General features: G+C 51.1%; 23 protein-coding genes. 2 read left to right on the top strand and 21 right to left on the bottom strand.

Features of this window, described 5'->3' with window-relative positions; all coding sequences use genetic code 11:
* Positions 1 to 44: 44 nt before the first annotated feature.
* From NST43_RS04635 to NST43_RS04570, 14 genes are all read right to left on the bottom strand, one after another.
* Entirely contained in the window at positions 45 to 3,287 is a 3,243-nt protein-coding gene (locus NST43_RS04635) for a hypothetical protein (RefSeq protein ID WP_339222832.1), read from the bottom strand.
* A gap of 661 nt (positions 3,288 to 3,948) precedes the next feature.
* Positions 3,949 to 6,231 carry a hypothetical protein gene (locus NST43_RS04630; RefSeq protein WP_339222830.1) on the bottom strand — a complete coding sequence of 761 codons (2,283 nt, stop codon included), beginning with the start codon at positions 6,229 to 6,231 and terminating at the stop codon, positions 3,949 to 3,951.
* On the bottom strand, positions 6,228 to 6,860 hold the full coding sequence (locus NST43_RS04625) for a hypothetical protein (RefSeq protein WP_339222829.1): 633 nt from the start codon (positions 6,858 to 6,860) through the stop codon (positions 6,228 to 6,230). Before NST43_RS04625 ends, NST43_RS04630 begins: the two co-directional genes overlap by 4 nt.
* 54 nt (positions 6,861 to 6,914) lie before the next feature.
* Positions 6,915 to 7,412, bottom strand: coding sequence for a hypothetical protein (locus NST43_RS04620; protein WP_339222827.1), 498 nt, complete (start codon positions 7,410 to 7,412; stop codon positions 6,915 to 6,917).
* Positions 7,413 to 7,432: 20 nt separating this feature from the next.
* The gene (locus NST43_RS04615; protein ID WP_209991643.1) at positions 7,433 to 7,813 is read right to left on the bottom strand and encodes a hypothetical protein; all 381 of its coding nucleotides are present in this window, start codon (positions 7,811 to 7,813) and stop codon (positions 7,433 to 7,435) included.
* A gap of 15 nt (positions 7,814 to 7,828) precedes the next feature.
* The gene (locus NST43_RS04610) at positions 7,829 to 7,972 is read right to left on the bottom strand and encodes a hypothetical protein (RefSeq protein WP_155991580.1); all 144 of its coding nucleotides are present in this window, start codon (positions 7,970 to 7,972) and stop codon (positions 7,829 to 7,831) included.
* Positions 7,973 to 7,977: 5 nt separating this feature from the next.
* Positions 7,978 to 8,187, bottom strand: coding sequence for a hypothetical protein (locus NST43_RS04605; protein WP_209991644.1), 210 nt, complete (start codon positions 8,185 to 8,187; stop codon positions 7,978 to 7,980).
* A 100-nt stretch (positions 8,188 to 8,287) separates the two neighbouring features.
* Positions 8,288 to 9,118: a hypothetical protein gene (locus NST43_RS04600; protein WP_339222824.1), complete on the bottom strand. Its 831-nt coding sequence runs from the start codon at positions 9,116 to 9,118 to the stop codon at positions 8,288 to 8,290.
* A gap of 50 nt (positions 9,119 to 9,168) precedes the next feature.
* The gene (locus NST43_RS04595) at positions 9,169 to 10,218 is read right to left on the bottom strand and encodes a hypothetical protein (RefSeq protein ID WP_339222822.1); all 1,050 of its coding nucleotides are present in this window, start codon (positions 10,216 to 10,218) and stop codon (positions 9,169 to 9,171) included.
* A 15-nt stretch (positions 10,219 to 10,233) separates the two neighbouring features.
* Positions 10,234 to 11,808, bottom strand: coding sequence for an ATPase, T2SS/T4P/T4SS family (locus tag NST43_RS04590; RefSeq protein WP_209991647.1), 1,575 nt, complete (start codon positions 11,806 to 11,808; stop codon positions 10,234 to 10,236).
* Positions 11,805 to 12,869: a hypothetical protein gene (locus NST43_RS04585; RefSeq protein ID WP_339222820.1), complete on the bottom strand. Its 1,065-nt coding sequence runs from the start codon at positions 12,867 to 12,869 to the stop codon at positions 11,805 to 11,807. Before NST43_RS04585 ends, NST43_RS04590 begins: the two co-directional genes overlap by 4 nt.
* Positions 12,870 to 12,899: 30 nt before the next feature.
* A complete protein-coding gene (locus NST43_RS04580; RefSeq protein ID WP_339222819.1) occupies positions 12,900 to 13,682 on the bottom strand; it encodes an SAF domain-containing protein in 783 nt (260 codons plus the stop codon).
* Positions 13,683 to 13,957: 275 nt separating this feature from the next.
* Positions 13,958 to 14,854 (bottom strand): formyltetrahydrofolate deformylase, encoded by an 897-nt coding sequence (purU, locus tag NST43_RS04575; RefSeq protein ID WP_339222818.1) that lies wholly within the window; start codon positions 14,852 to 14,854, stop codon positions 13,958 to 13,960.
* Between the two features lie 45 nt (positions 14,855 to 14,899).
* Positions 14,900 to 16,027 (bottom strand): deoxyribonuclease IV, encoded by a 1,128-nt coding sequence (locus tag NST43_RS04570; RefSeq protein WP_339222816.1) that lies wholly within the window; start codon positions 16,025 to 16,027, stop codon positions 14,900 to 14,902.
* Positions 16,028 to 16,198: 171 nt separating this feature from the next.
* Between NST43_RS04570 and NST43_RS04565 the strand changes: the two genes are divergently transcribed.
* Together NST43_RS04565 and NST43_RS04560 are read left to right on the top strand one after the other, a co-directional pair.
* Positions 16,199 to 16,663 (top strand): DUF2621 family protein, encoded by a 465-nt coding sequence (locus NST43_RS04565; protein WP_209991726.1) that lies wholly within the window; start codon positions 16,199 to 16,201, stop codon positions 16,661 to 16,663.
* Positions 16,664 to 16,685: 22 nt separating this feature from the next.
* Positions 16,686 to 17,588, top strand: coding sequence for a TIGR01777 family oxidoreductase (locus NST43_RS04560; protein ID WP_209991652.1), 903 nt, complete (start codon positions 16,686 to 16,688; stop codon positions 17,586 to 17,588).
* Between the two features lie 42 nt (positions 17,589 to 17,630).
* Here NST43_RS04560 and NST43_RS04555 read toward each other — a convergent pair whose 3' ends face one another.
* The 7 genes from NST43_RS04555 to NST43_RS04525 all read right to left on the bottom strand — a co-directional run bounded on the left by NST43_RS04555 (position 17,631) and on the right by NST43_RS04525 (position 25,057).
* Complete coding sequence (locus NST43_RS04555; protein WP_339222815.1) at positions 17,631 to 19,346, bottom strand: DUF6382 domain-containing protein; 1,716 nt, start codon at positions 19,344 to 19,346, stop codon at positions 17,631 to 17,633.
* Between the two features lie 39 nt (positions 19,347 to 19,385).
* Complete coding sequence (locus NST43_RS04550; RefSeq protein WP_209991653.1) at positions 19,386 to 19,895, bottom strand: prepilin peptidase; 510 nt, start codon at positions 19,893 to 19,895, stop codon at positions 19,386 to 19,388.
* Positions 19,896 to 19,920: 25 nt separating this feature from the next.
* A complete protein-coding gene (locus tag NST43_RS04545) occupies positions 19,921 to 20,916 on the bottom strand; it encodes a TadE/TadG family type IV pilus assembly protein (protein WP_339222814.1) in 996 nt (331 codons plus the stop codon).
* A gap of 14 nt (positions 20,917 to 20,930) precedes the next feature.
* Positions 20,931 to 23,090, bottom strand: a complete 2,160-nt coding sequence (locus NST43_RS04540; protein WP_339222813.1) for a hypothetical protein — start codon at positions 23,088 to 23,090, stop codon at positions 20,931 to 20,933.
* A gap of 230 nt (positions 23,091 to 23,320) precedes the next feature.
* Positions 23,321 to 23,986 carry a TadE family protein gene (locus NST43_RS04535; RefSeq protein ID WP_339222811.1) on the bottom strand — a complete coding sequence of 222 codons (666 nt, stop codon included), beginning with the start codon at positions 23,984 to 23,986 and terminating at the stop codon, positions 23,321 to 23,323.
* Positions 23,983 to 24,171: a Flp1 family type IVb pilin gene (locus NST43_RS04530; RefSeq protein WP_209991656.1), complete on the bottom strand. Its 189-nt coding sequence runs from the start codon at positions 24,169 to 24,171 to the stop codon at positions 23,983 to 23,985. Before NST43_RS04530 ends, NST43_RS04535 begins: the two co-directional genes overlap by 4 nt.
* Before the next feature lie 13 nt (positions 24,172 to 24,184).
* Positions 24,185 to 25,057, bottom strand: coding sequence for a type II secretion system F family protein (locus NST43_RS04525; protein WP_339222809.1), 873 nt, complete (start codon positions 25,055 to 25,057; stop codon positions 24,185 to 24,187).
* Positions 25,058 to 25,076: the final 19 nt, after the last annotated feature.

The raw sequence follows: 25,076 nt of genomic DNA, 5'->3' as shown, positions 1-25,076 counted from the left end.
GTAAAATCTCACAAGAGCATAAGGCACAAGGAATGCATCCCGCGTTATTTTACACGATGGCTCTGATAATATTCTGTCCAATCTCCGAGAATCGTTACTGCCACTGTATCCACCTTGGTCTGATACTCGTTGGTAGCGGTGAAGGTAAAAGTAACCGGGCCATCCGGCAGCTGTTCAAACGATGGGTCGGCCAGTTCACCTGTCCACATGGTCTTATCGCTCCCAGTCGGACTTAGCGCAGCCGTGTATCCTCCAGACATTGTGATTTGCACGGTATCCGGTAGTCCAGTCGCTGTCCCCTGCAGCACGAATTTCTCGCCAGCCCAATAGACACTATACCCCCGCGGACTTTCAGGCGATCCACTCTGCTTCATATTATAAGCCTGACGGTTGCCATTCCATTCCTCCGTGTGCCGGACAGCCCCCTTGATGCTAAGCAGGTTTACCATAAAGTACTTTCTTGCGGACACAACACTCCAATCAAATCCATCGAAGACCTCAACTTCTACAGCATATTTTTCGTACTCTGCTAAGGCTCCATCCGGTACCTTCCATTGTTTTGAATTTGATACCTGGTCACCAGACTGCACCTTAATCGCACCTGTGGCCAGATTAATTATCCGCACCCGGAAGCGCTGCTGCTGATCCCCGTCCTCATCCTGGTAATCCCACTTGATGATTGGTGTCAGCGCGCTGGCAATGGTCGGCTTGTTGGGGCTGTCACTTGTCGGATAGGTAATAGCGACCTTGGGTAACCGGTTCAACACGGTAATGCTATGGGACAGCTCTCTGAACAGTCCCAGGGAGTCCGTAACAAGCTGCCGATACGTAAAGGTACCGTTTGTAGTAAACTTTTTGTTAAAATCGCCTTCTGTGCTCACAAGCCCCTCTGCACCAGCCGCCGGCTTGAGGAAATACTGATGGCTGATGCTATCTCCTTTCGGAATATCTGCGTCCGTTGCCGTGCTTTGGATGTTCAGAACATCCGTCCGGTAGATCGGTACCTTCGTGGCATCTTTTCCGGTATCCGTAATGAGGGTGAATCCCGGCTTGGGCGGATTGTCGATGATGAAGGCTTTTTCGTTGGAGATTTCAGACCACTTCCGTTTGGAGAATGCTCGTCCCTGAACCGTATAGAGCAGGAATCTGTCCAGCGATTGATCCGGCAACTGATACTGTCTTAGCGATCCCCCACTGTCTGTGTTCTCCACCGTTTTGGCCAACAGCCCGTCCTTCGTAAAGAACTCTAGCCGGTAGCTCTCCTGAGGATCATTCTCCGCGTCGGAGTAGGTCCACTTGATCAGTGGATCTCCTTCTTTTTCCGCATCGATAATCGTAGGGTTGTTCACCGTCCCTGCAGGATACGTTAGGGTCATGTTAGGAGCCAAGTTTTCTTTAACCGTTACCTTGAGTGTGGCTATGTTCGACTTGTCGCCAATCTGGTCCACGGCCCAGTGCTCCAGAGTGTAGGTCCCCAGTTCATCAAAATTAAGCGAGATACTCGGAGTCTGGAATAGTGTGATCTTATGATCGCTTCCCGTTACCCGCCAGTAATACTTCAAGCTGCTCTGATCGGCTATATCTTCATCCACATCAGAGGAATTGAAGGTATGGGTATCGTATTGATTGACCGCTGCTGGACCTTGAATCGCCGCTGTCGGGACATGGTTTTTGACGCTAAACATCTGGGTGGCATAGGAATATAGACTTCCATCCGTCGCGTTCAGTCTCATTTCCCAGCCGTCCGAGATGGCTTTTTGCGGAGAAATCCCATAATCATTGAGTACGTCCTGCACCCTGAATACCTGATTCCGGTTGCTCCCCCGCCAGTAATAGGGATCATTATTAAGCTTGGTATACCAGCCATACTGCAAATTATCTCCATCCTCATCCGGATCAGGGGTCAAGTTATTCAAGCTGATGACCGTATCCCGGTAGACCTCGCTTGGCATGGTGAAGCTGGCCGCTGGCGGATGATTGATGACCTGCACGGTTTGGCTGTACACATTCGACCAGAGTCCGCGGTTATCGCGAACCTGCAGATTAAGCTGGTAAGATCCCACGCCGAAGGCCGCGATATTCGGAGGTACAGTTGCGCCGCCCGAATGACTCCACACCTGCTGCCAGCCGTCTTTTATAACCGTCCAGGAATACAGATCGAGCGGATCATTGTCCGGGTCAAAGGACTTATCAATAATGGCAGTTGCCTTGCGGTAAGAGACATTAGTCGGACTCACTGTGAATAGAGCAACCGGCGGTAGATTGGCTGCGCTGCCCACACTCTGCTGCATCCAGTCACTCCACACTCCGAAGCCGTTAGGACCATCGATGTCCCGGACACGCAGCCGGATCTCATGGGCTTGGCCCGATGGAAGCTGTGCAGTTGGCTGTCCCTCCGTCCACACTTCATCCCCGGCTTTACGCCATTGCCACTGCCAGGTCACCAGCCCCTTGGTTGGACTGGACATATGGTCCAGATCATATGAGCTGTCTGTGAGATGCAGCGTGCCGCCTATCAGCTTCGCTGAAAATAGGGCAACCGGCTTCCGGTGAACCATGAACGTCATGCTGGATAAGTTGTCCCGGCTCCACATACGGTAATTATCAAACCGGTCATCGCCCTTCGGATTATCCCTCGCTTGAAAGGTAGCCGTGTAAGCGCCGCTGAAAGGAAATGACGGATACTTGCTATCCCGCCACAATCCGCTGTCCCAGATCATCCCCATGGAGTTGTCAAAAATAGCCGGGTCCTGGTCATAGCGGTACCGCTCTGCATATTTGCCGTCATTCTCATAATCGGTATAGGAGGTACTAATATCAATCGGACTATTAATAAGGAAGAAGGCTTTGTTCCTCAGCCGGTTGGTCACGCTAAAGGAAGTGGAGGCTTCCGCCTTCAGGTTAAACGGATCGACGACCTTCACGTTGACGTTGTACCACCCAGGCGGGATTGTCTCATTCAACACATCTATGGGAATGGTGAAATTTTTCGCAGAGCCCGTATTGGCTACGGAGATTTTTTTATAAAACACGTTCGGGATCTCTGCAATGACATCGACGGTATCGTTATCCGGGTCTTGCACATACCCTTCAACATAAAAAGTGCTCAGTCCGGCATCATTGATGATACTTTGCCCGTTTTGTGAGGTAAGGGTAAGATTGGGCTTTTTGTTGGTGGATAATGGAAACACTCGTTCATCATTGATCGTATACGTATGAAAGTATTTATAGGTGCCTGAATTTTGCCATACATCTGCTACCCAATATTCTTCTGAAAAAGACTGCATGAATTGGATGTTTTTCGGTGTCTTACCTGGACTTATAAAGGTCGAAAAAGATGGTGTTAAGGTAAAATAATCTATATAGAATTGATCATCGTATGGAGGAGAGAAGTAAACTCGTTTAGCGTAAAATCCCGGATGGGTAAATTGTGTTGAATCAAAGTAGGTTGGATTGTTTGTACTATCAAGAAACGAGCCCCCACCAACCTGCGCGATTTGTTCTTGACTTCCATCCGTAAAGGTAACCAATATGCGTCCTGCATATCCGGTAACATAACCATGCGTCCACCTTGATCCCGGATCGGAGCTCCTGGGATAATAAGGTAACTGTTCCCTCATGAGTATCCATGCGGTTGGCGTCTGCAGGTTACTCATATTGATGTGCAGTTCACCCGTGACTTTGTTATAAGTCATACCCGTCAAGTCAACGGCAGGTAAGTCTACACGCATTGAACTGGCATACCAGTTATTATCTCCTTCGTAGGAGGGGGGTCTTGAGGTATTTAACTGAGTCGCTGGAATTTGGACATCGTTGAACTCTAGGACCTCACCCGCTGCCTCTGCCCGCTCTCCCAGCCACGGATACCAGGGTAGCATTGTAACCATTAAGATCATTAACGTTATTCGTTTTATCAGACTCAGACTTTTCATGCGGTTATCCTCTCTTCTACCATGACCAATCGACTGCCGGAGCACGGTTGTACACTTCAATGACTCGTTCAGCTATCGGCTGCGGCGGCGCACTGCTGTAGGAGTCTCTAGATTTCCGGTCGGCTGGAGTAATAAATTCTTCAATGGTTGGCTGATCGAACTCTTCCGTTACAGTAAGGCGCAATTCATACCTGCCTACTTCATACAAAATCAAATTCAGAGTACTTACGTTGGCATCATTAAACGGGACCCATGGGTTATTAGAGAAATCTCCATCATTCTCAGCATCATAACGATATTCCCATTTTCGGTGGGCCAAAAAATCATAGTCTGGAGAAAAGGACATATCGGTTAAGGCAGCGACCGCCTGGTTCCCATTTGCTGGATCGCGATAGATCTTTCCAGGAGCAGAAAAATAAACGACCGGCGGCTCATCCGGAATGATATCAAAGGTCATACTGGTGGAATCCCCAAACCCGGCAGTGTTGGTAACGGTGAGAGTTGCCTTATACGTCCCAGGCTTCTTAAACAACACATCTTTGGAATTCATCCCTGAGAGATTTCCCAAGTATTTAATATCTGCGGCAGTACCGCCAGAAACAGGTGAAATCGTCCACTGCGTCTTAGTCTCATCAATAGGATAGTGCTCCGGGCTTCGGCTCTTACTCAATAATGTTACTTTCCTGTTTTCTTTTTTGGTCCCCTTGACAGCAATCTCCGCATGAGGAACTGGCTGAATGACGTTGATTTTTGCGCTGGTAGAACCGGTCAATCCTCCGTTATCAGTTACGGTTAGGCGCACGGAATGCTGGCCGAGGGAACTTAGTGGATACCAAGTCCACCCGAATGGACCACTAACCGGCTCCACAGCTCCAGGAGTGTTGTATTTATAATCTACAATCGTTCCGTCTGGATCATATGAATCTTTACCATAGATCAAGGTTTCTTCCCCTGCCATGACCTCTTCAGATACATCCAGTATGGCTTTAGGCGGCTTGTTGTTATTGGCTGGTGGAGGTGTTGTAGGGACAGGAGAATCTGATACTTCTACGGTTGCCTTCATCGTTTTGGACAGAGATGAAACTGTGCCGTTCCCGGTCACTACCGGTTTTGCGAACCGCACGGTAACGGTAAGGGTATACTCTTGCTTCACATTACTGCCCCTACTCTTAGGGATGACAAAGTTATCGAAGGTCTGTGTGCTGTTCAGAACCTTGCCATAATCCTTCTTTTTCTTCACATCACTTGAGCCAGTTTCTTTAGCATAAAATATCCATTCTTCGATGTTAGATGAATTATTGTAAGCCAAAAGGTCTCCCTTGACTCTCAAGGATACCTCAGTGTCCTTCCCCTCAAACTTCGCCGGATTGGGGGAAGGCTTGAGGATGCTTACTCCGCCGTCTAGGGTGGGTTCGGTAATGGGCGTGTAGCTGAAGGATACGCTGCCGCTGTAGCTGTAGGTTGGGACTTTAGCGTCGGCGGTGTAGTAGTAAAAAACTGTAACTTCATATTTTCTTCCTTCGGCATGGCCCACAAGAGGGTGAGAAGTATCTGCTGCTTGATTTGTGTAAGGCTGTCTTACAGTTATACCATCTGAGTTAATAAAATAAGGAATAGCATAATTCACGATAACTCTACTGTTTTTGAATTTTGGAATTTCCTTAATATAACTTGAAGACTTACCTGAATAAAAATTTGGTGTAATAGTGTTAGTGTTAATATATTTTGAATCTATTACATTGCTTTGCGACCCATCATACCATTTAAGATAAGTTGCATCCTGAGCAGGGCCGGCTGAAACAACGGTTCTAGGTGGATCTGTTGAAGGTATACTACTATCCTCCGCGGGCTTATCATATGTTTTACTTCCATTTAATGCTTCATCATACTCATTAATTTGCCAACGTCTTCCATCTGAATATCTCCAAATAGAATTACTTGGATTAGTATAAAAATATGACTCGTATGATGCCTGATACCCCTTAATATTTGATATCACTTTAGTATTTTCTACACCACTAAGTTTAAGGTATATCTTCCCATTTTCAATTGTTATACTCCCATTCAATGCATTATTCCCATTATATTTAAAACTTCCTGCATTGACAGAGGCTGCAGTTACACCACTGGGTAGATCCAAGCTATAAGATTTTACAGAGTTATCATTCCCAATTAGTCCTGTATTTGCAGGTATTGAAATAGTAGCAGTTTTAACCTCTGCAGCTTCTACCTCCCTATTTTCAAATAAAGAGACAGCAATCAAAGTGACTATAATTAAAAGGTTTAGTATTTTTTTCATTCAGGAACCACGTATTTTTCAACGAAGTTTTTCCCATAAAACATGCGTGCAACAAAATAATCAAAATCATTATCATAAGCGTATGCAAAATACGAAGTAATTTTCTCGCCAGGTTTAAGCGTATAGGTCCACAGTGCTTCTTTACTATTAGTTTTAGAAGCCAATTTTTCCGGCCAGATTGCATCGATAATTTGACCTGTTTTAAAGGTTAACCTTACAAGACCTTGAAGATCGCCGCCCCCACCATGCATAGTTTTTCCAGTTTTATTTTCAAGAGTCACCTTTGTCCATATAAAGTATTTTGGTTTGTCGATCATTCCAGTTGAATCCTGAAACCCATATAATTGTTGTAGCTTCTTCACTTCCGGAGACTTAAAATCATAAATCATAATCTTATGAAGTGTATAACTCAATCCTTCCGATTCAAGAGTGACTGGCAGGTTCATTGCCTTCTTCAGTCCGAATTTAGCCAAGTTGTCTGTCATTACAGGAGCCGCCGTAGCCTTAACCCCCGCAGCACTAACATCCCCCGCTGGAACAGCAGCCGGACCGGCCAACAACGCCACTGCCAGAAAAGCTTTTACTGCTGTTTTCCACGCCATAGTCTTGCTAATCTTCAACTTCATCATAAATTACCTCTCCCTTAGTTTTCATATTTTCGCACCTTCATCAGCCGGATGCCGTTATCGATTCATCCTATATTCCTGAACTGCCGGTACCGTAATGGCCTCTTGAACCTTGCTTCTGGAGATTAGCACCGGGTGCTGCGTTTGAATAACGGCGATGACCGAAGGACCTTGTATGTATTTGGTGATACCATAAGTGCTGTCCTCATAGAGCAGCGGAAAAGTATCGCCCGTAGATTCATCCACGATGGTGAACTTGACGATCTTGACTTGAGCCTGAAGCCGGCTCCCCGCCAAGGGGGATAAGCCGTCATCCAGTCCCAGATTACTCTGCAGGGTGTGGCGGAAGGTGGCATAAGCCTCAGCGGGATCAATGACCAGACGGCCTTGGGCCCTCGCTGCTTCGTTCAACTCCTGTGATGCGTCATGGACGGCCATATTATTGGCATCCTTAAGCATGCTGCGCACCTGGTCCCATTCCTGATTCTGAATCTGAAAAAACCAGGAATAAATAAAGATCAACAGGACAAAGGCCAGCTTAATAATATAATCCATAGGTTAGCTTCATCCCTTAATTAATCGAGATATTCACTCATGATCGAGCCATGTCCATAGTACTGTGTCGGCTGGGATACGCCGGAGAAATTGTAGGGGAACAGGTTGACCCGCGGCGCAGTCACATACACATCAATCCGCTGTTTGCGCTCAAGGATCACTTCTGTTCCGCTGGTTATCTTAATTGAGCCTTCCGGAAATCCTACAGCCTTCAGGTTCGAAATGACCTCTGCCTTCATGGAGGCAGTGACCCTCCCTTCTGTCGCTGCCTTTTGCGTAATATACGAGGTGTTGGCTTTGACCTGCAGATCGAGCAGATAATCGATGTACGTAAAAATCGGCTGCAGGATGATGAACAGCACCAGCCACATGAACAAGGCCCGGAGGACGGTTGCCTTCAAGCGCAGCGCCTCCTTTTAATACTTCTCGACAGCTTTGACATGGGTGATAATATCATCCTGGCTGCCGCCGATAATGCTTGTAGCCCCAGCGATAAAAATCCCGGCAATCACAAAGCCAATAGCCAGAAACAGCGCGACGGAAATCGAGTCCTTCTTCATCTCTGTTAAACCAAAGGGCCAGCGATTGTGTACGTTACTGCCGCCTCCACAGAATCTGCGGGCTGAATCAGACTAACCGCCGGGATATCTGGTCTGTTGTCATCCGCTTTATCGATTACGTCCCGTACCACAGGAATCAATACCGCAATTACGATAGCCACACACAGGAACCCGATAGCGATAAACAAACCAGTAGAAATAGCATCTTTTTTCATTGTTAATATCTCCCTTTTGATTTTATATTTTAAATGGCTTCTTGAATATAACAAAAATTTCATTTGGTTCTTTTTCTTGCTGTAAGCCTGTCTGAACTGGTCATTGGAACATCCCTACGCCGTTAAAATTCCCTTTAATCAGCATAATGTACTGCATCGCCAGCGACACAATCATCAGAAAGGTAGCGATTGACGGAACAACATTGATGATCGTGGAAATGTCCCCGATAAAGGACCACTTCTTCAGATATTGGTCACTTGAGATTTTGGTGATAATTTTACCCTGCTCCTGCAGATACTTCGCCGCTTCATGATCATCATCCATCCCTTCTGTCGCCAGCAGAATCGAGCGGATATCGTTGATGAACATATGATTCTCCGGGAATTTGCTGCAAAACCATTCAATCGCCCGCTCCGTCCCCTCATCCACCGCCCGCTCCGACAGCTCATACAGATCCTGGCGGATGTAACTGAAATGGTTAGCCGTTCCGGCGCAGAAGGCTCCAAATTCTACATACCCCCGCTTGCGCAGCCGGTTGTTCTCATAGAGGCGGATGAAGGAGATCAGCTCCCCGTCTTTTTGAATCAGCGTCTTCTGATGCAGCCAGCTCAGCACCCAGCCAAACGGCAGCGCCCGCTGCGGACTGGTAATCACGAGAATCAGCAGCGCAATCAGAGGATCGTATAGGGACATTGGCTCAGAGCGTACAAAATCTCCCGTTGCCTGAACCAGCAGATAGAGGAGGGCCGCCGAATATCGGAATAGTGTGATTTTGGCTGCTGGTATAGAAAGTCCGCTCTGATTGAGCAATTGCTGCAGCCGCTCATTTTGCACACGTTCCCCGAAGGCCTTCCACTGCTGGCCCAGACGGAGCACATACCGCTGCTGACGGCTGCTGCTGCTGACAAAGACCAGTAAGGCAAGATACACAATACCTGTTACAGCTATTAAAAGTAGTAATCTATCCATCATTCATCACCTTAATGGTAGTCCAGTCTGGGTCTGGCGAGGATGGTGCTGATCATGAACGAGATGAATAAGCCCGTAAGGATCACCATCATAAATGTAAGTCCAATCGTTGTCTCGAACTGCAATTTGAAATACACATCCGGCTTCAGCATGTACATGAACGTTCCCACAGAAGACACCAGCACAATCAGATTACCGTACAACCCCAGGCTGATCGCATCCCTGCTGCTGGCTTTTACCGTCAAAATAGTCTCCCGTTGCAGCTCCATTGAGCGGTTAAGCGTCATGAGTGAGCTTTTGAGATAACGGGTGCCCTCCTTCTCGCAATAGAGCAGGTCCGATACGAATTCTACGGCAAACGTCGTGCCAATCGCTCCGGCAAAACGCCCTGCTTCCTCATTCAGCTCCCGTTCATTGCTATAGCCGGCGAACGCTGTCCCCAGCAGCCTCAAGGGCGTCTTCAGCACATTCTCCACCGGCAGCAGGTCACTGGTCTTGGACAAGATGGAATCCGCAGACAAATGCGTGAATTTGGTGGCGATTTTGATCACATCGAGCAGATCGTAGCTCCCCCGCACCTTGCGCTGGGCATAGGTATACCTCATCCGCAGATAAGGAATACAGGCCGAGAGAACCGCCAGGAACAGCGGAAGCCTCCAGGCATTCGCCACAGGTGCGCCGTCATTCAACACCATGCCTTCCAGAAAAGGATTGCTGAAGCTCATCTGCCCCGGCAGCTCTTTAAGAGTCAGCAGACTCGATAAAAATACACCGAGGAACAGCATCCCCGAACGGATGACGAAGCGCAGCACACTGATGCCAGGCTCGTATCGCTTATGGGCAAAATACAGCAGATTATCCAGATGGCGGTACAGCCACATTTTCCTCTTCGTGCTACTGACCTTCTGGCCGAACAAACTCATCTTCAGGTTCATCCGCAGATCCAGCTTTTGCCCCCACTGCCATAGATGCCGCTCAATCAGCGGCTTGACCAGCAGCCAGAGTCCGCTGGCAACGAGCAGGTGAAGCACAAACTGGATAATATAGAACAGCAGCTCCACAGGCACTCCCTCCTCTCATTCATTCAAAACGATTTTGGACTTCAGACTTTCCTTCAGCGGGTCAGTCATCGGCTTCTGCGCAGCGAGATGTCCTAGCTCCTGCAGCAGCATCCGGGCCGCTCTGGCATTCTTCTTCTTCATCTTCACAATCAGCGCCTGGGTTAGCTTGTCATTATAGGTCCAGCCTGCCTGCTCTGGTTCCCAGCGCATCAGATCGTTCGCGAAGACCGAATTACTGGCCTCTTCATAAAAGACCTCGGAGATCCGCGTGAGCCGCTTCTTGCCATCCGGGACACTCTCCAGAATGAACACCAGCTCACAGGATTTCAGCGCTGAGATTAAATGCCCCTTCAGGCTGCCGCCGATCCGTGTAGATACTGCAAATGCCCCCTGATAAGGAATATCCTCCGAATCTACGGTGTGAAAGGTGCCCGTAATGCCGTCATAACCCTTTTCGCCGCTCCACAAATAGAATTCCCACTCGTTATAACGCATCTCCGTCATGTAGAGAATGTTCGGGTCATGCCGCAGCGACTCCACACCGACCTCCATCAATTCTTCATTAGATGCCTGAATGGGAATAATCCGGTGGCCTTTGATCTGATACGGTAAAATCGACTCCGGATGCTTCTCGATCATCACGACGCCCATGCAGGAAGAGGAGCCGAGCAGCTGCTCGCCGACAATCGTGTTGGCAAAAGTAGTTTTACCCGAGCCTACGGCACCCGCGATAATTGTGTTGCGAAACGTCCCGGTAAGCGCACGAATCAGATCAATCGCTTCCGCAGGAATGCATTCCGTGCCGGCCTGATCATCCAGATCCAGAAATTCAACGACCTGCCGCCGCAGCGAGATGGTAGTGAAGCCCTCCCAGACCCTTGGCGAGACCCAGATGGCTAGACGAATGAACCGGCCGGGCCAGAGGGGATCATCCATTTTAAATTCAACAGAAGGATTATCCTTGTTCAGCTTCTTGCCCGGATCGCTTTTGAGGAGTGAGCGCTTAAGCTGCTCCACCCGGTCGAGCGAAGGCATCTCATAGGGATACGCCACAAACTTCCCCTGATGGTTATAAAAAATTTGCCGCCCGATCATCTGCAGTCCGGTGGATTCGCTATAGGCCCGGTCTGTAAACCAGCGGTAGGCGGGGCCAAAGCCCTTCCATTCATGAAACAACGCTTCAGCGGCTGTGCGGTAAGCCTCCGGCACCTTTCCGGTAAACGGGGTCCGGCGCAGGTATTTCTCAATCTCGTTCATGAAAAAGCTGACCGCCTGCGGATCACCAACCAGCGCCTTCGCATTCAGTTCGAAATAGCCATCATCCTCACGCTCCAGCCCGGCGTTCATTTCACTTTTCATGGTGTGCAGGAAGCTGTAGAAGTCCTCTTTGCCGGGCTTGCTGGTACGCAGTACGCTCTGCTTCAGTGAAAATAGCCGTCTGCTCTGCGTTCCGTCTGCGAGTCCAGGCACCGCCTGTAAGCTCTCGTCCCGCTGTTCCTGCCGCCTTCCCTGCTCAGGGTCCAGCGGAGCCCATCCGGACAGCACACGCTTCCGCTGCAATGGCAAGCTTTCATCCTTGTTGTTAATCATTGAAATATCCCCTTCTTGCGGGTTTCCTGGGCGAGGCCCAGTGATACAAGCAATGCGTGGACCTTATCGTCCACTTGCTGAAGCTCTTTTTTGCCCAACGGCAGGCTCTCCGGAAAAGATGGATAATACGGTAGCTCCAGCAGAAGCTCGCTGCCAAAACGCAGGGCCAGGCTCTTCGGTGACGTTAGCTCCTCCACATTGCTGCGATTGATTATCCACAGGAAGTCCTGCGGATGCAGATCCATATGCCCGGCCAGCTCCATCAGGGGCTGCAGCCTGTGTTCATGCCGGGGGTGTGTAACAATCATGCGCAGCACCGACTTCTGCATCCCCACGTACCACGCGGCGCTCTCGGGAATCGACCCGAAATCCGCAATCACCACATCAGCACTTTCACTTGCTCTGGCCAGCAGATATTCGATCTCTTCCTCCTGATAATCCTGGGCGCTTAGATAATCGAAGTTCCCGGGCAGATAGGCATAGCCTTCCTGCTTCACCAGCGCGCTGAAATCCTCATCATGCAGCATTTTACCGGTAATCCGCGGCCGCAGCCTGTCCAGACTAACCGCCGTCTTCCGGTCATAGCCCGGATCGTACAGATCGAGACCCAGCATAATTACCCGCAGCCCTGAAGCGGCAATTCTCCTGGCGAACAGCTTGGCAATACTCGTGCAGCCAATACCTGGCCCCGAGCCGAAAAAGCCTACCACATTACCGCTCTCCTTATGCTCATCTTCAAGCATATAGCGCAGCTTATCGATGATGGCCGCTGAGGTGCAGCGCGGAGGCATGAAAAATATGCCCAGACTCTCACACTGCATATGTATGGCCTGGTAACCCCGCACCCCTTTTTGCAAATAGATGTACAAAATCGAAGAGTCCGGATACCTCCCTCTCAGCTCTCTTAATTCCGCTACCGGCACCTGCTCGCTTGTCACCATTAACAGATGCCCTCCGGCATGCTCAGGCTCCGGCAGCACACTTTGGGCAATAACAGTGAATCCTGCCAGCTTAATCTCGTTGATCGTCAGCTGATCTATGCCCAGACTGAATATTCTCAAGTTTATTCCTCCTCCTTGCTGTCTGCTCTTCTACTCCACCCGAACAATCCATAGCTTCTTGCCCTGCTCGAGATAAGCTCCCAGCAGCTCACCGTCGCTCTTCTTCAGCTTCAGCTCCGGTGCTGCCACCTTCCCTGTGGAAGTAAAGCGGTTATTGTTATTGCCATTCTCCGAGTCGAGTACATCGTTGTTATCTTCCGTACGCACGTAGTTTACAGTCACTCCGCTTAAGAATACTTTGCGCGCAGGGATTTCCGGCGGAACCTCCGCTTCCAGCAGAGAAGAAGCGTCTGAAGGCTGCCCCCCTCCGGAAGTAGTTACAGATGCAGCAGCAGCCGGACTGTATCCTCTGCGTTCTTTTGCGGGTGAGTCTCCTTCGACCAGATAAATATCTACCTTATCCCTGCTGCGGAGAGAACCGTTGATGGCATAGATGGCGTCTTTGGGAATCGGGAAAATCCCCTCGTCCTGCTGTGGCTCCAGCTCGCTTACATCCACCAGCGACTCGGTCAGAATGCTGCCATCCGTCAGATTGACATTCGTAATCTTCTGATCCACCTGCTCCAGACTACGGACGACCCCAGCCGGGATGTCTTTGGTCTGTACGGAATCCAGATAGAGATTCTCCGCTGTCAGCTCATGATTCTTCGGCAGGAAGCCCCCGCCATCCACCTTGATTTTGACAACGGTCTGTGACAGTACATAAGGCTTGAAGTAGAGATCATAGCCAAGCAGTCCGCCGAAGCCGATGAGCAGGATGAGTCCGGCGAAGAAATAATTGCGCTTTAATAGACGCCCGCGCTTTGTTGACAAGCCCTTTACCCCCTTTGAATGTGATTTCTGCACATAGCAAAATACATCTTGGCGCTTATGTCCAAAATGCCGGTAAAATGCTTTTTTACCTTAGTGGTTGAGAAGTGTATTAGATTATCCTTGTGAGGTTGTGAAGCCTGAGGCTGCGGGAAGCTCCCGCTGAAGATAAATGCCGGTAAAAGTCAGGCCAGAACGATGTCCTATATCCCCTGCGTTACGCAGGGTTGCTGACTTTTACCGGAGTGGTTATAACGTTGACTGCAAGACTCTGCTGATTAATTAAATACTACCGTTTTGTTGTGATGCACGAGGATTCTGTCCTCAATATGCCATTTGACCGCACGGGCCAGAACCACCCGCTCAATGGTACGTCCAATGCGCTTCAGCTCATTCACATCATCGCTGTGGCTGACCCGCTGAACATCCTGCTCGATAATCGGCCCGCCGTCCAGCTCCTCAGTCACGTAATGGGCAGTCGCCCCGATGATCTTGACTCCGCGCTGATAGGCCTGGGCGTACGGCTTACCGCCGACGAAGGCAGGCAGGAACGAATGATGGATATTGATGATCCGGTGCCGGTAATGCTCGATGAATGAAGGCGAGATAATCTGCATGTACCGGGCCAGTATAATTACATCGATATCCTCACCGATAACCTCCAGTTGACGCACTTCAGCTTCAGCCTTGGTCTCTGCGGTGACCGGAATATGATGGAACGGAATGCCGAAGGATTCAACATAAGCCTGCATATCGGTGTGGTTGCTGACCACAAGCGCGATATCTGCATCCAGGTCACCCGCCTGCCACTGCCAGAGCAGCTCCACCAGACAATGGTCCTCCTTGGAGACGAAGATCGCCAGCCGCTTCTTATGGCTTACCTTGAAGATCTGCCAGTTCATCTTAAAGCGCTCAGCAACGCCGCCGAAGATGGTACGCACTTCCTCCAGCCGCTCATCCAGCTTAGGCAGATCAAACTCTACTCGCATGAAGAACATTCCGCCGTCCGGGTCCATCGTATATTGGTCCGACTGCACGATGTTCGCGCCATGCTGATACAAAAAATGCGATACCGCCGCTACAATCCCCGGACCGTCAGGGCAAGAAATGAGCATACGCGCCCGGTCGGGATATAATCTGCCTGCTGAATGATCTCTTTTCACGTGTAATTCCATAATTCTCCGTCCATCCTCTCATCTGCTTGCGTTATCTGTGTGGATTTATGCCTTCACGAGCAGCTGTTTGCCTGCAAGCCAGGCGATCAGCCGGTGATTAACGGCTTCCTCACTAAGCTGAGGGAATAATCCGGCAGCTATGACTTGATCATAGAGACGTTCCAGCGGTTCACGGGGATCTGCTTTTTTGGCCTTGGCGTCATTCTTCAGCAGCTCCCACACATCCAGCACATAACGGCGGGAATCCAGCTCCTGCTTGGCAAAAAAAGCATGCAGCTCTTCCAGCTCCTGCAGGAATTCCGCACCGAAGCGTTCAGCGACATTGCCGCGCAGCAGGGCGATTTCTACTTCATACATGGGACGGAGCTTCTTGGCGTCCTTGCCAATCCAAGGCGTCTCCAAAATAAACGGCAGACCTGCGAGTGCTTCATGATGGACTACATTGTTGATCGTCTCGAATCCTATGTAGCCGGAGCCAATCGGTGTATGACGGTCTTTGCCCGCTCCGCGCGGGTTCTTGCTGTCATTAAGATGGATCACGCCGAGCCGCTCCAGACCGATAGTATCATCGAACTTCTTCAGCACCCCATCCAGATCATTCACGATATCGTATCCGGCATCATGAATATGACAGGTGTCAAGACAGACCGATAGCCGCTGATTAAATTCGACCTTATCTATAATGGAGGCAAGCTCCTCGAAGGTGCGGCCAATCTCTGTGCCTTTACCAGCCATCGTCTCCAGTGCGATATGCACATCTGTCTCATTCGTACCGCCCAGCACCTCATTCAGACCGTCTGCAATGCGCTGGATGCCGTAATCAGCATCCTTATCAGTGAATGCACCCGGATGCAGGACGATATGCTTGACCTCAAGCGCATGGGTCCGGCGGATCTCCTCCTGCAGGAAATCTACTGCCAGCTGGTAAGTATTCTCCTTGTAGGAGCCCAGATTAATAATGTAAGGAGCGTGAACCACAATCTCTCCGACACCATTCTCCCGCATCTTCTGCTTGCCTTCCTCGGGGAACATCGACTCAATCGGCTTCCGGCGTGTATTTTGCGGCGCTCCCGTATATATCATAAACGAGGTAGATCCGTACTCATTTGCTTCATTGGCCGCGCTCAGGAGACCCTTGTCCGCGCAGGACACATGTGAACCTATTTTCAGCATGCCTATTTCCCTCTTTCCTTCACGAATTAACCCTTATTCTACCGTGATCGGGAGAATAAATCTAGGCAAGCCCCGAAAGGCCGCTTCCGCTTCGCAAACCTAAGGAAATACGTTATACTCAAGAGGAGCAAAAGGAAAGTGACAATCATCATTGTCAAAGGCGGTGTATTCATGCATTTCCATTTACCCTCAAGCTTATTGTCCACATCTCCAAGCAACTGGTTTATGAACTCCATCGCATTTTGGACCTTTTTACTGCTGGGCAGCATGTGCATCGGCGGCTATTTTATGTTCCGCAAATTTCTGAAGGTACTGCCCAAGGCTGACGGCAAATCCAAGCTGGACTGGCAGAACTACTGGGTGGAACGCAGCCGTCCGCTGTGGAGCGACGAGATGAAGTCTTTTCTGGACCAGCTTGTACAGCCGGTGCCCAGCCCGTTCCGCGACATTGCCAAGCATTCTATCGCTGCTGAGATCGGCAAGCTTGCTGTAGAGAGCCATGCAACGGAGGTTACCCGTGAGCACTGTATTCAAGGGTACATTATTGCCACGCCCCGGCGTGACAACCGGTTCCTGATCACCTTCCTGGAGAAGAACGGCATCGACTACGCGCCTTACAAGCATCTGGTCAAATAAAGTATATTAAGGAGCCATCCCTATGAAATATATCATTTGCGGAGGCAGCGGATTCATAGGCAGCGAGCTTACCGGATATTGGCTGCACAGCGGACATCAGATCATCAGTGTCGGCCGCAAGAACCCCGAGAACAAGCTGGTACATCCGGGGCTTAGCTATCTCACCTGGGACAGCTTGGCATCCAGCCCTGAAGCCGCAGAAGGTGCAGATGCGTTGATAAATCTGGCCGGAGCTTCGCTCAGTCAGCGCTGGTCCCCTAAGGGGAAGCAGGCGATTATGAAATCGCGGCTTGAAACCGTTGCCGCTGCCGGGAAGCTGCTGAATTCACTCCAGCATAAGCCAAGCGTGATCATCCAGTCCTCAGCCGTCGCCATCTATGGTACATCCGTACAGGACACCTATACCGAAGCTTCCGAGACCCGGGTCGTCGATTTCCCTTCCGAGGTAGTCAAGACCTGGGAGGAGGCTGCCGATGAAGCTTATGCCGGTATCCGTCTGGTCAAGCTGCGCACTGGGGTTGTACTTGGCAATGAGAGCGGTGCTTTTCCCAAAATGAAGCTGCCTTACTCGCTTGGCTTCGGCGGCAAAATCGGCACCGGCAAGCAGTGGATGTCCTGGATTCACCTTACAGACATTGTGCGCCTGATCGAATTCTGCATTCTTCAGCCTGAGATCGAGGGTCCCGTTAATGCCACGGCTCCACAGCCCGTTACCAATGAACAGTTCGGACGGATGATCGGCAAGGTCTACCATCGCCCGCATTGGTTCCCCCTTCCGGCGTTTCTGCTGAAAACTGCTGTAGGCGAGCTGTCAGAGATTCTGCTGGAAGGCCAGCGTGTACTTCCTTCCAAAGCAATTAACCACGGCTTCACCTTCAACTATCCCACGTTACAGCCTGCACTGGAGCAACTAAAAAACCAGTAGGCTGCTGCAAACGCACCATTCCATCTGCCCCAGCTATCTCTGCTACGCAGTGCGAAAGGTGTAGGTACCCTTAACAATGGTGAACACGCTGCCTTCGGTCAGCGGGTATTCTTTGTAGGGAACCATAGCTTCGCCTGCAAGCAGTGTCCCGTTTCTGGAATCCAGATCCTTCAAGATGTATCCTCCTGAGGCTCTGGAGATTTCAGCATGGACCCGTGAAGCACCCTCCGATTTCTCAATGTACTGAGCCACTTCAGAGGAGCGTCCGATAATGAAGCTGGGCCGGTTCAGCTCAATTCTCTCGGGAGCTCCAACGTCATCCGGGTCACTTCTTTCCAGATAAGGCACTGTCCTTCCGGCCTGGGTAAGTCCGCTCCCTGTAACCTGAACGGGTTCCCGGGTCAGCAGCGCTGTAGCCATCGCCGCTTCCTTCTTCTGCGGACTACTGGCGCTCATTCCCGCCGGAGCCTGTTGTCTGCCAGCCGGTGCGGCTGTGAATCCGCTCTGCCCCACATTTGCTTCCTGGTTCTGAGGAGTGTAGACCGGTGCAGGAGAACGATGCTGATCTACCGGATTCCTGCTGAAATCCCACTCCAGATCGCTTCTCAGCTTACGGTTCCGGGCTGTACTGTTATAATCCTCTGGCCCCTCCTCCAGAGCATCCATCTCTTCCTCAGCTTCGCCCCAAGCCAGCCTTCCACTCCATATCAGCCAGCATACAGCCGCCAGTATCAGAGTCACCGCAGCACAAACCGCCAGCCATAGTGTCCGGGGATCATTCAGATAGAGAAACTTCCATAGTAACGCATCACCTAATAATGCCCCCAGCAATATATATGTCCTGTAAGGACTTTGCTTGTCCTCAGCCTGAACCGATCTCATTGTTGTACCCGTTGCTGCATGAACTCCTGATAATCCATCCTTCCACTTCAGTTGCGGCGTACCGCTCATCCAAGGCGTGGGATTAAGCATCGAACCGGAAGGCTGCGACTCCTTATCTCCATGTACACGGGAGAACGCAGCGGCCACGGACCTCTCCCTTCCCCCCGGTTCCTCCAACCTGCGAGCCGTAGGCTGCGCCCAGTCTATCCTCGTTCCTGGTACAGCACCAGAGGTGCCTGCGCCAGCCACTGGACTCACATATGCAGGCTCCGCTCCTTCAACATGGACCTTATGGGGTGTAACCTCCGTCAGCATTTCTGCGAGCAGCTCCTTCAGCCCCGCCGGACTAAAAGCTTCTTCCCCGCAGTATTGCAGCAGCCGCTGAATCCCGTCACCCGATAACTCCTGGATGGCTCCCATGAAGACCATGATCAGCGATTTCAAGGCTTCTCCCGGCTTCAATGCAGGTTCTTTGAGTTCAAGCGGAATATAAGTCAGGAAGACCTTGCCGCTGCTGAGCGGACCTTCGATAAAGATAAAATCCTCATGGAGCGCATACTGCTCCGTACGCAGCATATACAGTTGCCCCTCCTCCATCCCGGCAGCGATCTGCAGCATCAGCCCGAAGAATTCTGTCATGCTCAGCTTCCCGCTCTTAAGCAGTGCTCCCAGCATTTTACGTCTTGCAACTGTGTATTCCAGTGTGACTTGCAGATCTATTTCTCTAAGCAGCAAGCGTAGATGATGCGGTATCCCGCTGGTCATCAGCATCCGGGCCTGCACCATATTCAGCTCTCCTGCGCTCAGCCCCCCGGATCTGCCCAGCAGCATCGTTATTCCGTCCTGCTGGATGAAATCCCGTTCAAGTCCAAACAAGTCTCTTCACCTCCTAAGCTGTCAACGATAAGCTCTAAGTCAGAAATATAGATAAGCACAGATGAATCCCGGGAACACGGCCAGCATAAAGGGAAACCTGAGCAGTTCCCCTTCCCGGCCTTTGACCGGACTCACATTACGGAGCACCAGGAACCCGGCTGTTCTGCTAATTATGCTGCGCAGCCTGCGCCCAGTCTCCCTCCTGTAGAGAATGATAATCCAGCCTACGACCGCCCCCAAGAGCACCGAATAGACAATGACCTGAAGCGAGAATAGCACTCCGGTCCAAGCACCGATAGCCGCAAAGAGCTTCACATCGCCAGCCCCCACCGCCCCGATAAAATACATAATTAGCAGGAGCAGGAAGCCTGCTCCACTGCCGCAAAGTGAAAACAGCAGCCCCTGCCAGCCATTGATAATCAACTGCAGGAGCAGTCCGCCGATCAGCGCAGGCAGTGTAATCCAGTTAGGAATTCTCATCCAGCGTATATCTGTGAATAATGCCGCTGTCAGGAACGGCAGGCAGCCCCATAACGCCCATTCCGTCATCCGTGCTCCTCTTTTCTCTACTCTTTTATTTTTTGACCACTGTAAAAGTCGCCTGAAGCGTAGTTCCATCAGCCAGACTAACCACGAAAGGCCAGGTACCCTGCGTAGTATTCACGCCGATCTTCCATTCCCATTCGATGTACCCGTGTTCATCCGCCTGCTTCCAGCCCAGATACTTGGCAGTACTCTGGCCGCTCTTATAGAAGATCGACAGATTGGCCGATGCCCCGGGAGGCACCTTCACCTTGATGATACCCTGGTGATTCGCTACTCCCGGATTCGGCTTCTCCAGGATCACAATGGTCCCGGCCTCCTCAGCAGGTTCAGCCGTATTTCCTTCCCCGGAAGAATCGGTGTTGCCGACCCATAAGCGTTCAACTGCGCTGGCCTCCAGTACGATTTTTTCATTCAGGAACGGGACTCGCATTGGCAGCTCATAGCTGACTACCATACCGAAATACGGCTGTGTCCCTTTTCTCAGATCAGGTACAGTGACATTAGACACATGAATTCTGCTATATTCAAGCAGGTCTGAGGACAGATAAGGCCGCAGCATCGGCTTAAGCACCAGATCCAGCGCAGCCTCCGATGCTCCCGCCTGCACCTTCTGCAGCGGCCCTTCTCCCTCCCGGACCATAGCCTTGACCCAGGATTCCATCGGCTGCGGAAGCTTCTCCACGTAGTCCTCACTCCACTCCGTTATTGACAGCCGAGGTATGCTCCAGATGCCGGAGAAGTCCGCATCATCTGAGTGCTCACCCTCACCTGCTTCTTCGGCTTTATCTCCTCCACCTTCCACCTCCTGCTGCTGCATTGCCAGCGCTGCTGGATACATATGGGTTGAGATTATTTTGACAGTGTCAGAAGCCGTACTCTGCAGTGCTGTAGAATACAAGGTCATTTGAATTATGAAGATGAGGAACAGGACAAATAACAGGAACACTGGCAGAATCAGTGCCGCCTCCACAACCATGCTGCCTTCATCCTTAGGGCCCGGCGATTTCCTCAGCCACCGCTTCATTCTACCGTCCCCCTTCAGTAAGAAAAGTCAGCCACTGCTTGTCTGAAATAAACTTTTCCCCGCACATCCCCTGGCAGTCCGGCACTGTAATTCACCAGCTTCACTACACCCGGCAGAAACCAAAGCTGCATCCCCATCGTGATCCCGGCGGAGGCATATGTATATTTCTCTACCGGATTGATACCGGTATTCAGGCGGATCAGCGCAAGCATCCGGGACAACTGTTCTTCCCCTCCCCCATGCAATAAGAGGAACAGCCGAAGATAGTCACGATAGCTGAGCTGTGCGGTCATATATTTGGATAAGGGAATCTCCCCCTTGGTGCAGAGCTGTATCATATCCTGTATAGCCTGCTCAATGCCGTACAGCAGTGCAGCAGCCAGGACGACAAGCGGATTACCCATACCGGCTTTCTCAATCAGTCCTTCCATTGTCCGCACAGCCAGCCGCAGAGCAAAGATCTCGCCATAAGCGGCTGCCACATTGCCTGCAGGATTATAGAATCCGTATAAAATATATTCCAGCTCTTGCGCCTGCGGCTTCAGCTGCTCTCCCAGCTGCTCACCGAATCCTTCAGCAGACCCGGAGGCCAGGGAGGTTAGCGCAGACAGATCAAAATGCCGGAAATACATCGCAGAATACTCTGTCTGGTATAGCCGGTCTCTGGCTCCTGCCAGCACAATGCCCATTGCAGCATATATCCCATCCATATCTTTCATGGACGTCTTGCCCGCAGCGTATTGATCGCCAGTATTCACAGCAGCCCCCGGCTCCTGTTCCAGACCTTCGTTAAAGACCACATTCTGCTGGTAGTATTGACGCAGACTACCATACTGCTCCATCGCTTCCTGTGCGCTGCTTCCCAGCGCGCGGATCTGATCCAGCAGCTTCATGGCATCGCCAAGCTTCTTCTTCGCCTGCCCTTCTAACTGCTTGCGCTGGCTGTCAGCAGTGCGGCGGCTCTCAATCTGTGCCGCTTCCTGCGTTATAACAGTACCGTGTTGCCCGTAGCTGCTTATATAGCCGTGAACAGCCCTGGAAGCATTAAGAACCCCTGTACTCATAAGAGAATAGTCGGCATACAACCCGGATGCTGTAATTAATGTAGCCGGCAAGCCGGAGACCAGTGGCTCCAAGGGAAGCGCGGTACTTCGCTGTACCCCGATGTTATTCCCCAGCTCGCTAAGCTCAGCTGGAGGAAGGATAAGTCCCTCCACCTGTGCTCTTAGCTTCTTCAGGGGCTCTGAGCTAAGCTCCCCGGCCGTGTCCGGAATGTCCCAGTTGCGGGCAGGATCATCCCCCGCAGCACTGGCATCCGCCTCTGCCTGATCAATGACACTCTTCATCTGAAGGTTCAGCGCGTTCACCTGCTCAAGCGCAGCCTCTGCTTCATCCAGCAGATGGCTGTTTTTCTCCTGGAAGTCAGCCAGCACTGCCGGTATCTTGCCTGTTACTTCAACAACCTGAACCTGATACTGCGATAGCACTGCCGTGTACTTCGGCCATGTCTTGGGGGGACGGTAATAATCGTCATAGTATTTGTTGACATAATCTCCGTACATCGCCGGGATATCGGAGCTTGCGGCCAAGGAAGCAAGCGAACGTGCCGGAATACTGTCACCCGGAGGATTCATCAGAAGCTTCTGCAGGTTCTGTGCACTGTCAGCAGCTTCCTTGCGCTTCTTCAGCATGAGATCCAGCGCTTCCTCACGCTGATCATATAAGGGCTGCAAGTCACCCAGTATCTCTGTTGTCCGTGAAGCCTCAGTCATCGCTGCCGATAACGGCTTAAGCTTGCCAGCCAGTTCCAGGGCGAAATCAACCGGCGCTTTGTATTTCATCTCTTCTATAATCTGCCGCCGGAAGACCTCATAGGTGCCTAGCGGACGGCTCCAGTCCAGCGAGGAGGAGTCCACCATCACGGGCAGCAGGTTAAAAGCATCCCCACGCCCGCTCTCGTACAGATTATCGTTAAGCACCTTCGATAGCAGCTGATTGCCGTCCCCGCCGCCGTAGGCAAATAAGCCATAGTTCTCTCGCAGCTCAATGTCATAAGCTGACATTACAGAGCGTATAGCGGCTCTCGCCAGACGTTCCTCCTGCACATTCACCGCCGCAATCCGTGCGTAATCGATCAGCACTGCATTAAAAAGAAATACAAACGCTAGCACCATAATAAGAAAGATTGATACCGATCCTTCCGCTGAACGGAGACCTCTGAATATATCTCCGGTTAACCCTTTGCCCGCAGTACTGTTCATAGGATTACCTCTATAATCCAAGCAGCGGCTCCGGCGAGGCGGCTTGCTTAAGAACCTCCCGTGACTGAAAAGACGCATCCGAACTTCCCCTTAACCATATTCTTGAACAACCCCGGCACTGGCCGCTCCAACATCAGCCATCCTTACTTCAGCTTATCCAGCATCAGTGCTGCATGCTTTTTCTCCATGCCGCTCCCCTCCTTACCGGCGGAGGAATGCTGTTTGAACTTCGACCCGTAGTAACGCATAAGATCCACTGTTCTTATGAATTCAACAGGCTCCGTAACGTAGGAGCGTGCATACACCTCAGGTACGGCTCCATCGGCCAGCATAGTGTCCAGAACAGGCAGACTCAGCACTTTCTTCAGCTCCGTACTGATTCTGCGGCCTGTCAATCCGTAGACGTAGCTCATTTTCCCTTGCAATCCGGCAGGTACCATCTGTGCTGCCCGGCGAAGCTTCACTACCGGCAGGGGCCCTCCTTCTTCAGCATTACCAGGCAGTGTAATGGCCGTACTGCCATTCTCTGCTCCTGAACCGAATAGCGAAGCCAACAGTCCGTCCTCACCGATCTTCCAGTACAGCGGATCAGCATTTCCGGTTTGAAATTCTCCGCTTGTAGCCCGGTTGCTATTCTCCCAGTTATAAGCAGCCCGTTCGGTAGTAGCTGAGGCAATCTGAAGCAGCATCGACTTCTGATAGGTATATAAGGAGAAGAACAGCAGTACCATCGTAATCCCCATAACAATCGGCAGCAGAAGCGAAGCTTCGATAGTGAAGCTCCCCTCATCCTCCCGCAGCGGAATCACTCAAAGACTTCCTGGCTCTTATCTCCGGCAGTACCGATCAGATCCTTAACCACCTTCACAATCTCCTCACGGAATACCAGAACGACCGCAATCAGCACAGCAATGATCAGGATCATCTCCAACGTTCCCAGCCCCTCCTCATCTTTCCAAAAGCCCTTTGCTCCTTCTACCATCTGTGTTAACATACGCCTCTACCTCCTACATTTTTAACATCATAATCGCCGGTGTTCCCACCAGCACAATCACAATCAAGAAGATAACCACCATCGGAAAAACCAGCTTCGACGATGCCTGTTCGCCGCGTGTGCGGCTGATCGCCTTGCGCTTCTCCCAGAGCATCCGTGACAGATCCCGCAGTGACAGAACAAAGTCGGCCCCGCCTCTGCGGTAATTAAGCAGCACTGTAGTTGTGAAGATGGAGACCTCCTGCACGGCACAGCGCTTGCTGAAGTTCTCGAACGCTTGCTGGAAAGAGTAACCGCCGTCCCATTCAGCTGTCATCTTCATTAATTCAGCATAGAGCGGATGGGCGCTATCCCCATGACGGCTGTTCACACAGCGGACAATCGCCCGCTGAACGGTCTCACCCGCACCGACCAGCAGAACAATACTGTTCAGCAGCTCAGGAAGCTCCAGCATAATATTCTGCTCCCGCACACGTACCTTTTTGTGCAGATCGCTAACCATCGCCACCGGGAGTGCAACTGCCAAGAGCCCTCCGAGGATGATTCCCGCCTGCTCTCCCGTAAGCATTGTCAGCGCACTTCCGCCTGCCGCAAGCAGCCAGCTGTAGCTAAGCATCTCCCCCATGAACAGCAAGGTACGTTCTGCACTGTAGCGCATACCATAGATCCGCTGCAGCGAGCGTTGAATCCTGAACATCACGGAGGGGAGATAACTGGCGATTCTGCCCTTCTCTACAAGTAACAATAGAGGCTCACCCAGCCGCCGCAGCCGCAGGCCTTCCATGGGCAGCTCCCGCAGCGCAGTATAACGGCTGCCGCATCTCATCCTCAGAATGAGCCAGCCTGCTGCGAGCAGGAGCAGAATGGCACCACAGATCAATGACATCGCCTTCACTCCCCCTCCT

The organism is Paenibacillus sp. FSL H8-0332, from assembly GCF_037963835.1.
Classification (GTDB): Bacteria; Bacillota; Bacilli; order Paenibacillales; family Paenibacillaceae; genus Paenibacillus_AQ; species Paenibacillus_AQ rhizoplanae.
The sequence above is the reverse complement of the archived record's forward strand: the minus strand, read 5'-3'. Positions and strand labels throughout refer to the sequence as shown.

Coding starts and splice junctions, on each gene's coding strand:
- NST43_RS04635 (WP_339222832.1), bottom strand. CDS start 3,287: ATGCAGTCTTTTTCAGAAGAATATTGGGTAGCAGATGTATGGCAAAAT.
- NST43_RS04630 (WP_339222830.1), bottom strand. CDS start 6,231: ATGAAAAAAATACTAAACCTTTTAATTATAGTCACTTTGATTGCTGTC.
- NST43_RS04625 (WP_339222829.1), bottom strand. CDS start 6,860: ATGATGAAGTTGAAGATTAGCAAGACTATGGCGTGGAAAACAGCAGTA.
- NST43_RS04620 (WP_339222827.1), bottom strand. CDS start 7,412: ATGGATTATATTATTAAGCTGGCCTTTGTCCTGTTGATCTTTATTTAT.
- NST43_RS04610 (WP_155991580.1), bottom strand. CDS start 7,972: ATGAAGAAGGACTCGATTTCCGTCGCGCTGTTTCTGGCTATTGGCTTT.
- NST43_RS04605 (WP_209991644.1), bottom strand. CDS start 8,187: ATGAAAAAAGATGCTATTTCTACTGGTTTGTTTATCGCTATCGGGTTC.
- NST43_RS04590 (WP_209991647.1), bottom strand. CDS start 11,808: ATGATTAACAACAAGGATGAAAGCTTGCCATTGCAGCGGAAGCGTGTG.
- purU (WP_339222818.1), bottom strand. CDS start 14,854: ATGGAATTACACGTGAAAAGAGATCATTCAGCAGGCAGATTATATCCC.
- NST43_RS04570 (WP_339222816.1), bottom strand. CDS start 16,027: ATGCTGAAAATAGGTTCACATGTGTCCTGCGCGGACAAGGGTCTCCTG.
- NST43_RS04565 (WP_209991726.1), top strand. CDS start 16,199: ATGCATTTCCATTTACCCTCAAGCTTATTGTCCACATCTCCAAGCAAC.
- NST43_RS04560 (WP_209991652.1), top strand. CDS start 16,686: ATGAAATATATCATTTGCGGAGGCAGCGGATTCATAGGCAGCGAGCTT.
- NST43_RS04550 (WP_209991653.1), bottom strand. CDS start 19,895: ATGACGGAATGGGCGTTATGGGGCTGCCTGCCGTTCCTGACAGCGGCA.
- NST43_RS04545 (WP_339222814.1), bottom strand. CDS start 20,916: ATGAAGCGGTGGCTGAGGAAATCGCCGGGCCCTAAGGATGAAGGCAGC.
- NST43_RS04540 (WP_339222813.1), bottom strand. CDS start 23,090: ATGGTGCTAGCGTTTGTATTTCTTTTTAATGCAGTGCTGATCGATTAC.
- NST43_RS04530 (WP_209991656.1), bottom strand. CDS start 24,171: ATGTTAACACAGATGGTAGAAGGAGCAAAGGGCTTTTGGAAAGATGAG.
- NST43_RS04525 (WP_339222809.1), bottom strand. CDS start 25,057: ATGTCATTGATCTGTGGTGCCATTCTGCTCCTGCTCGCAGCAGGCTGG.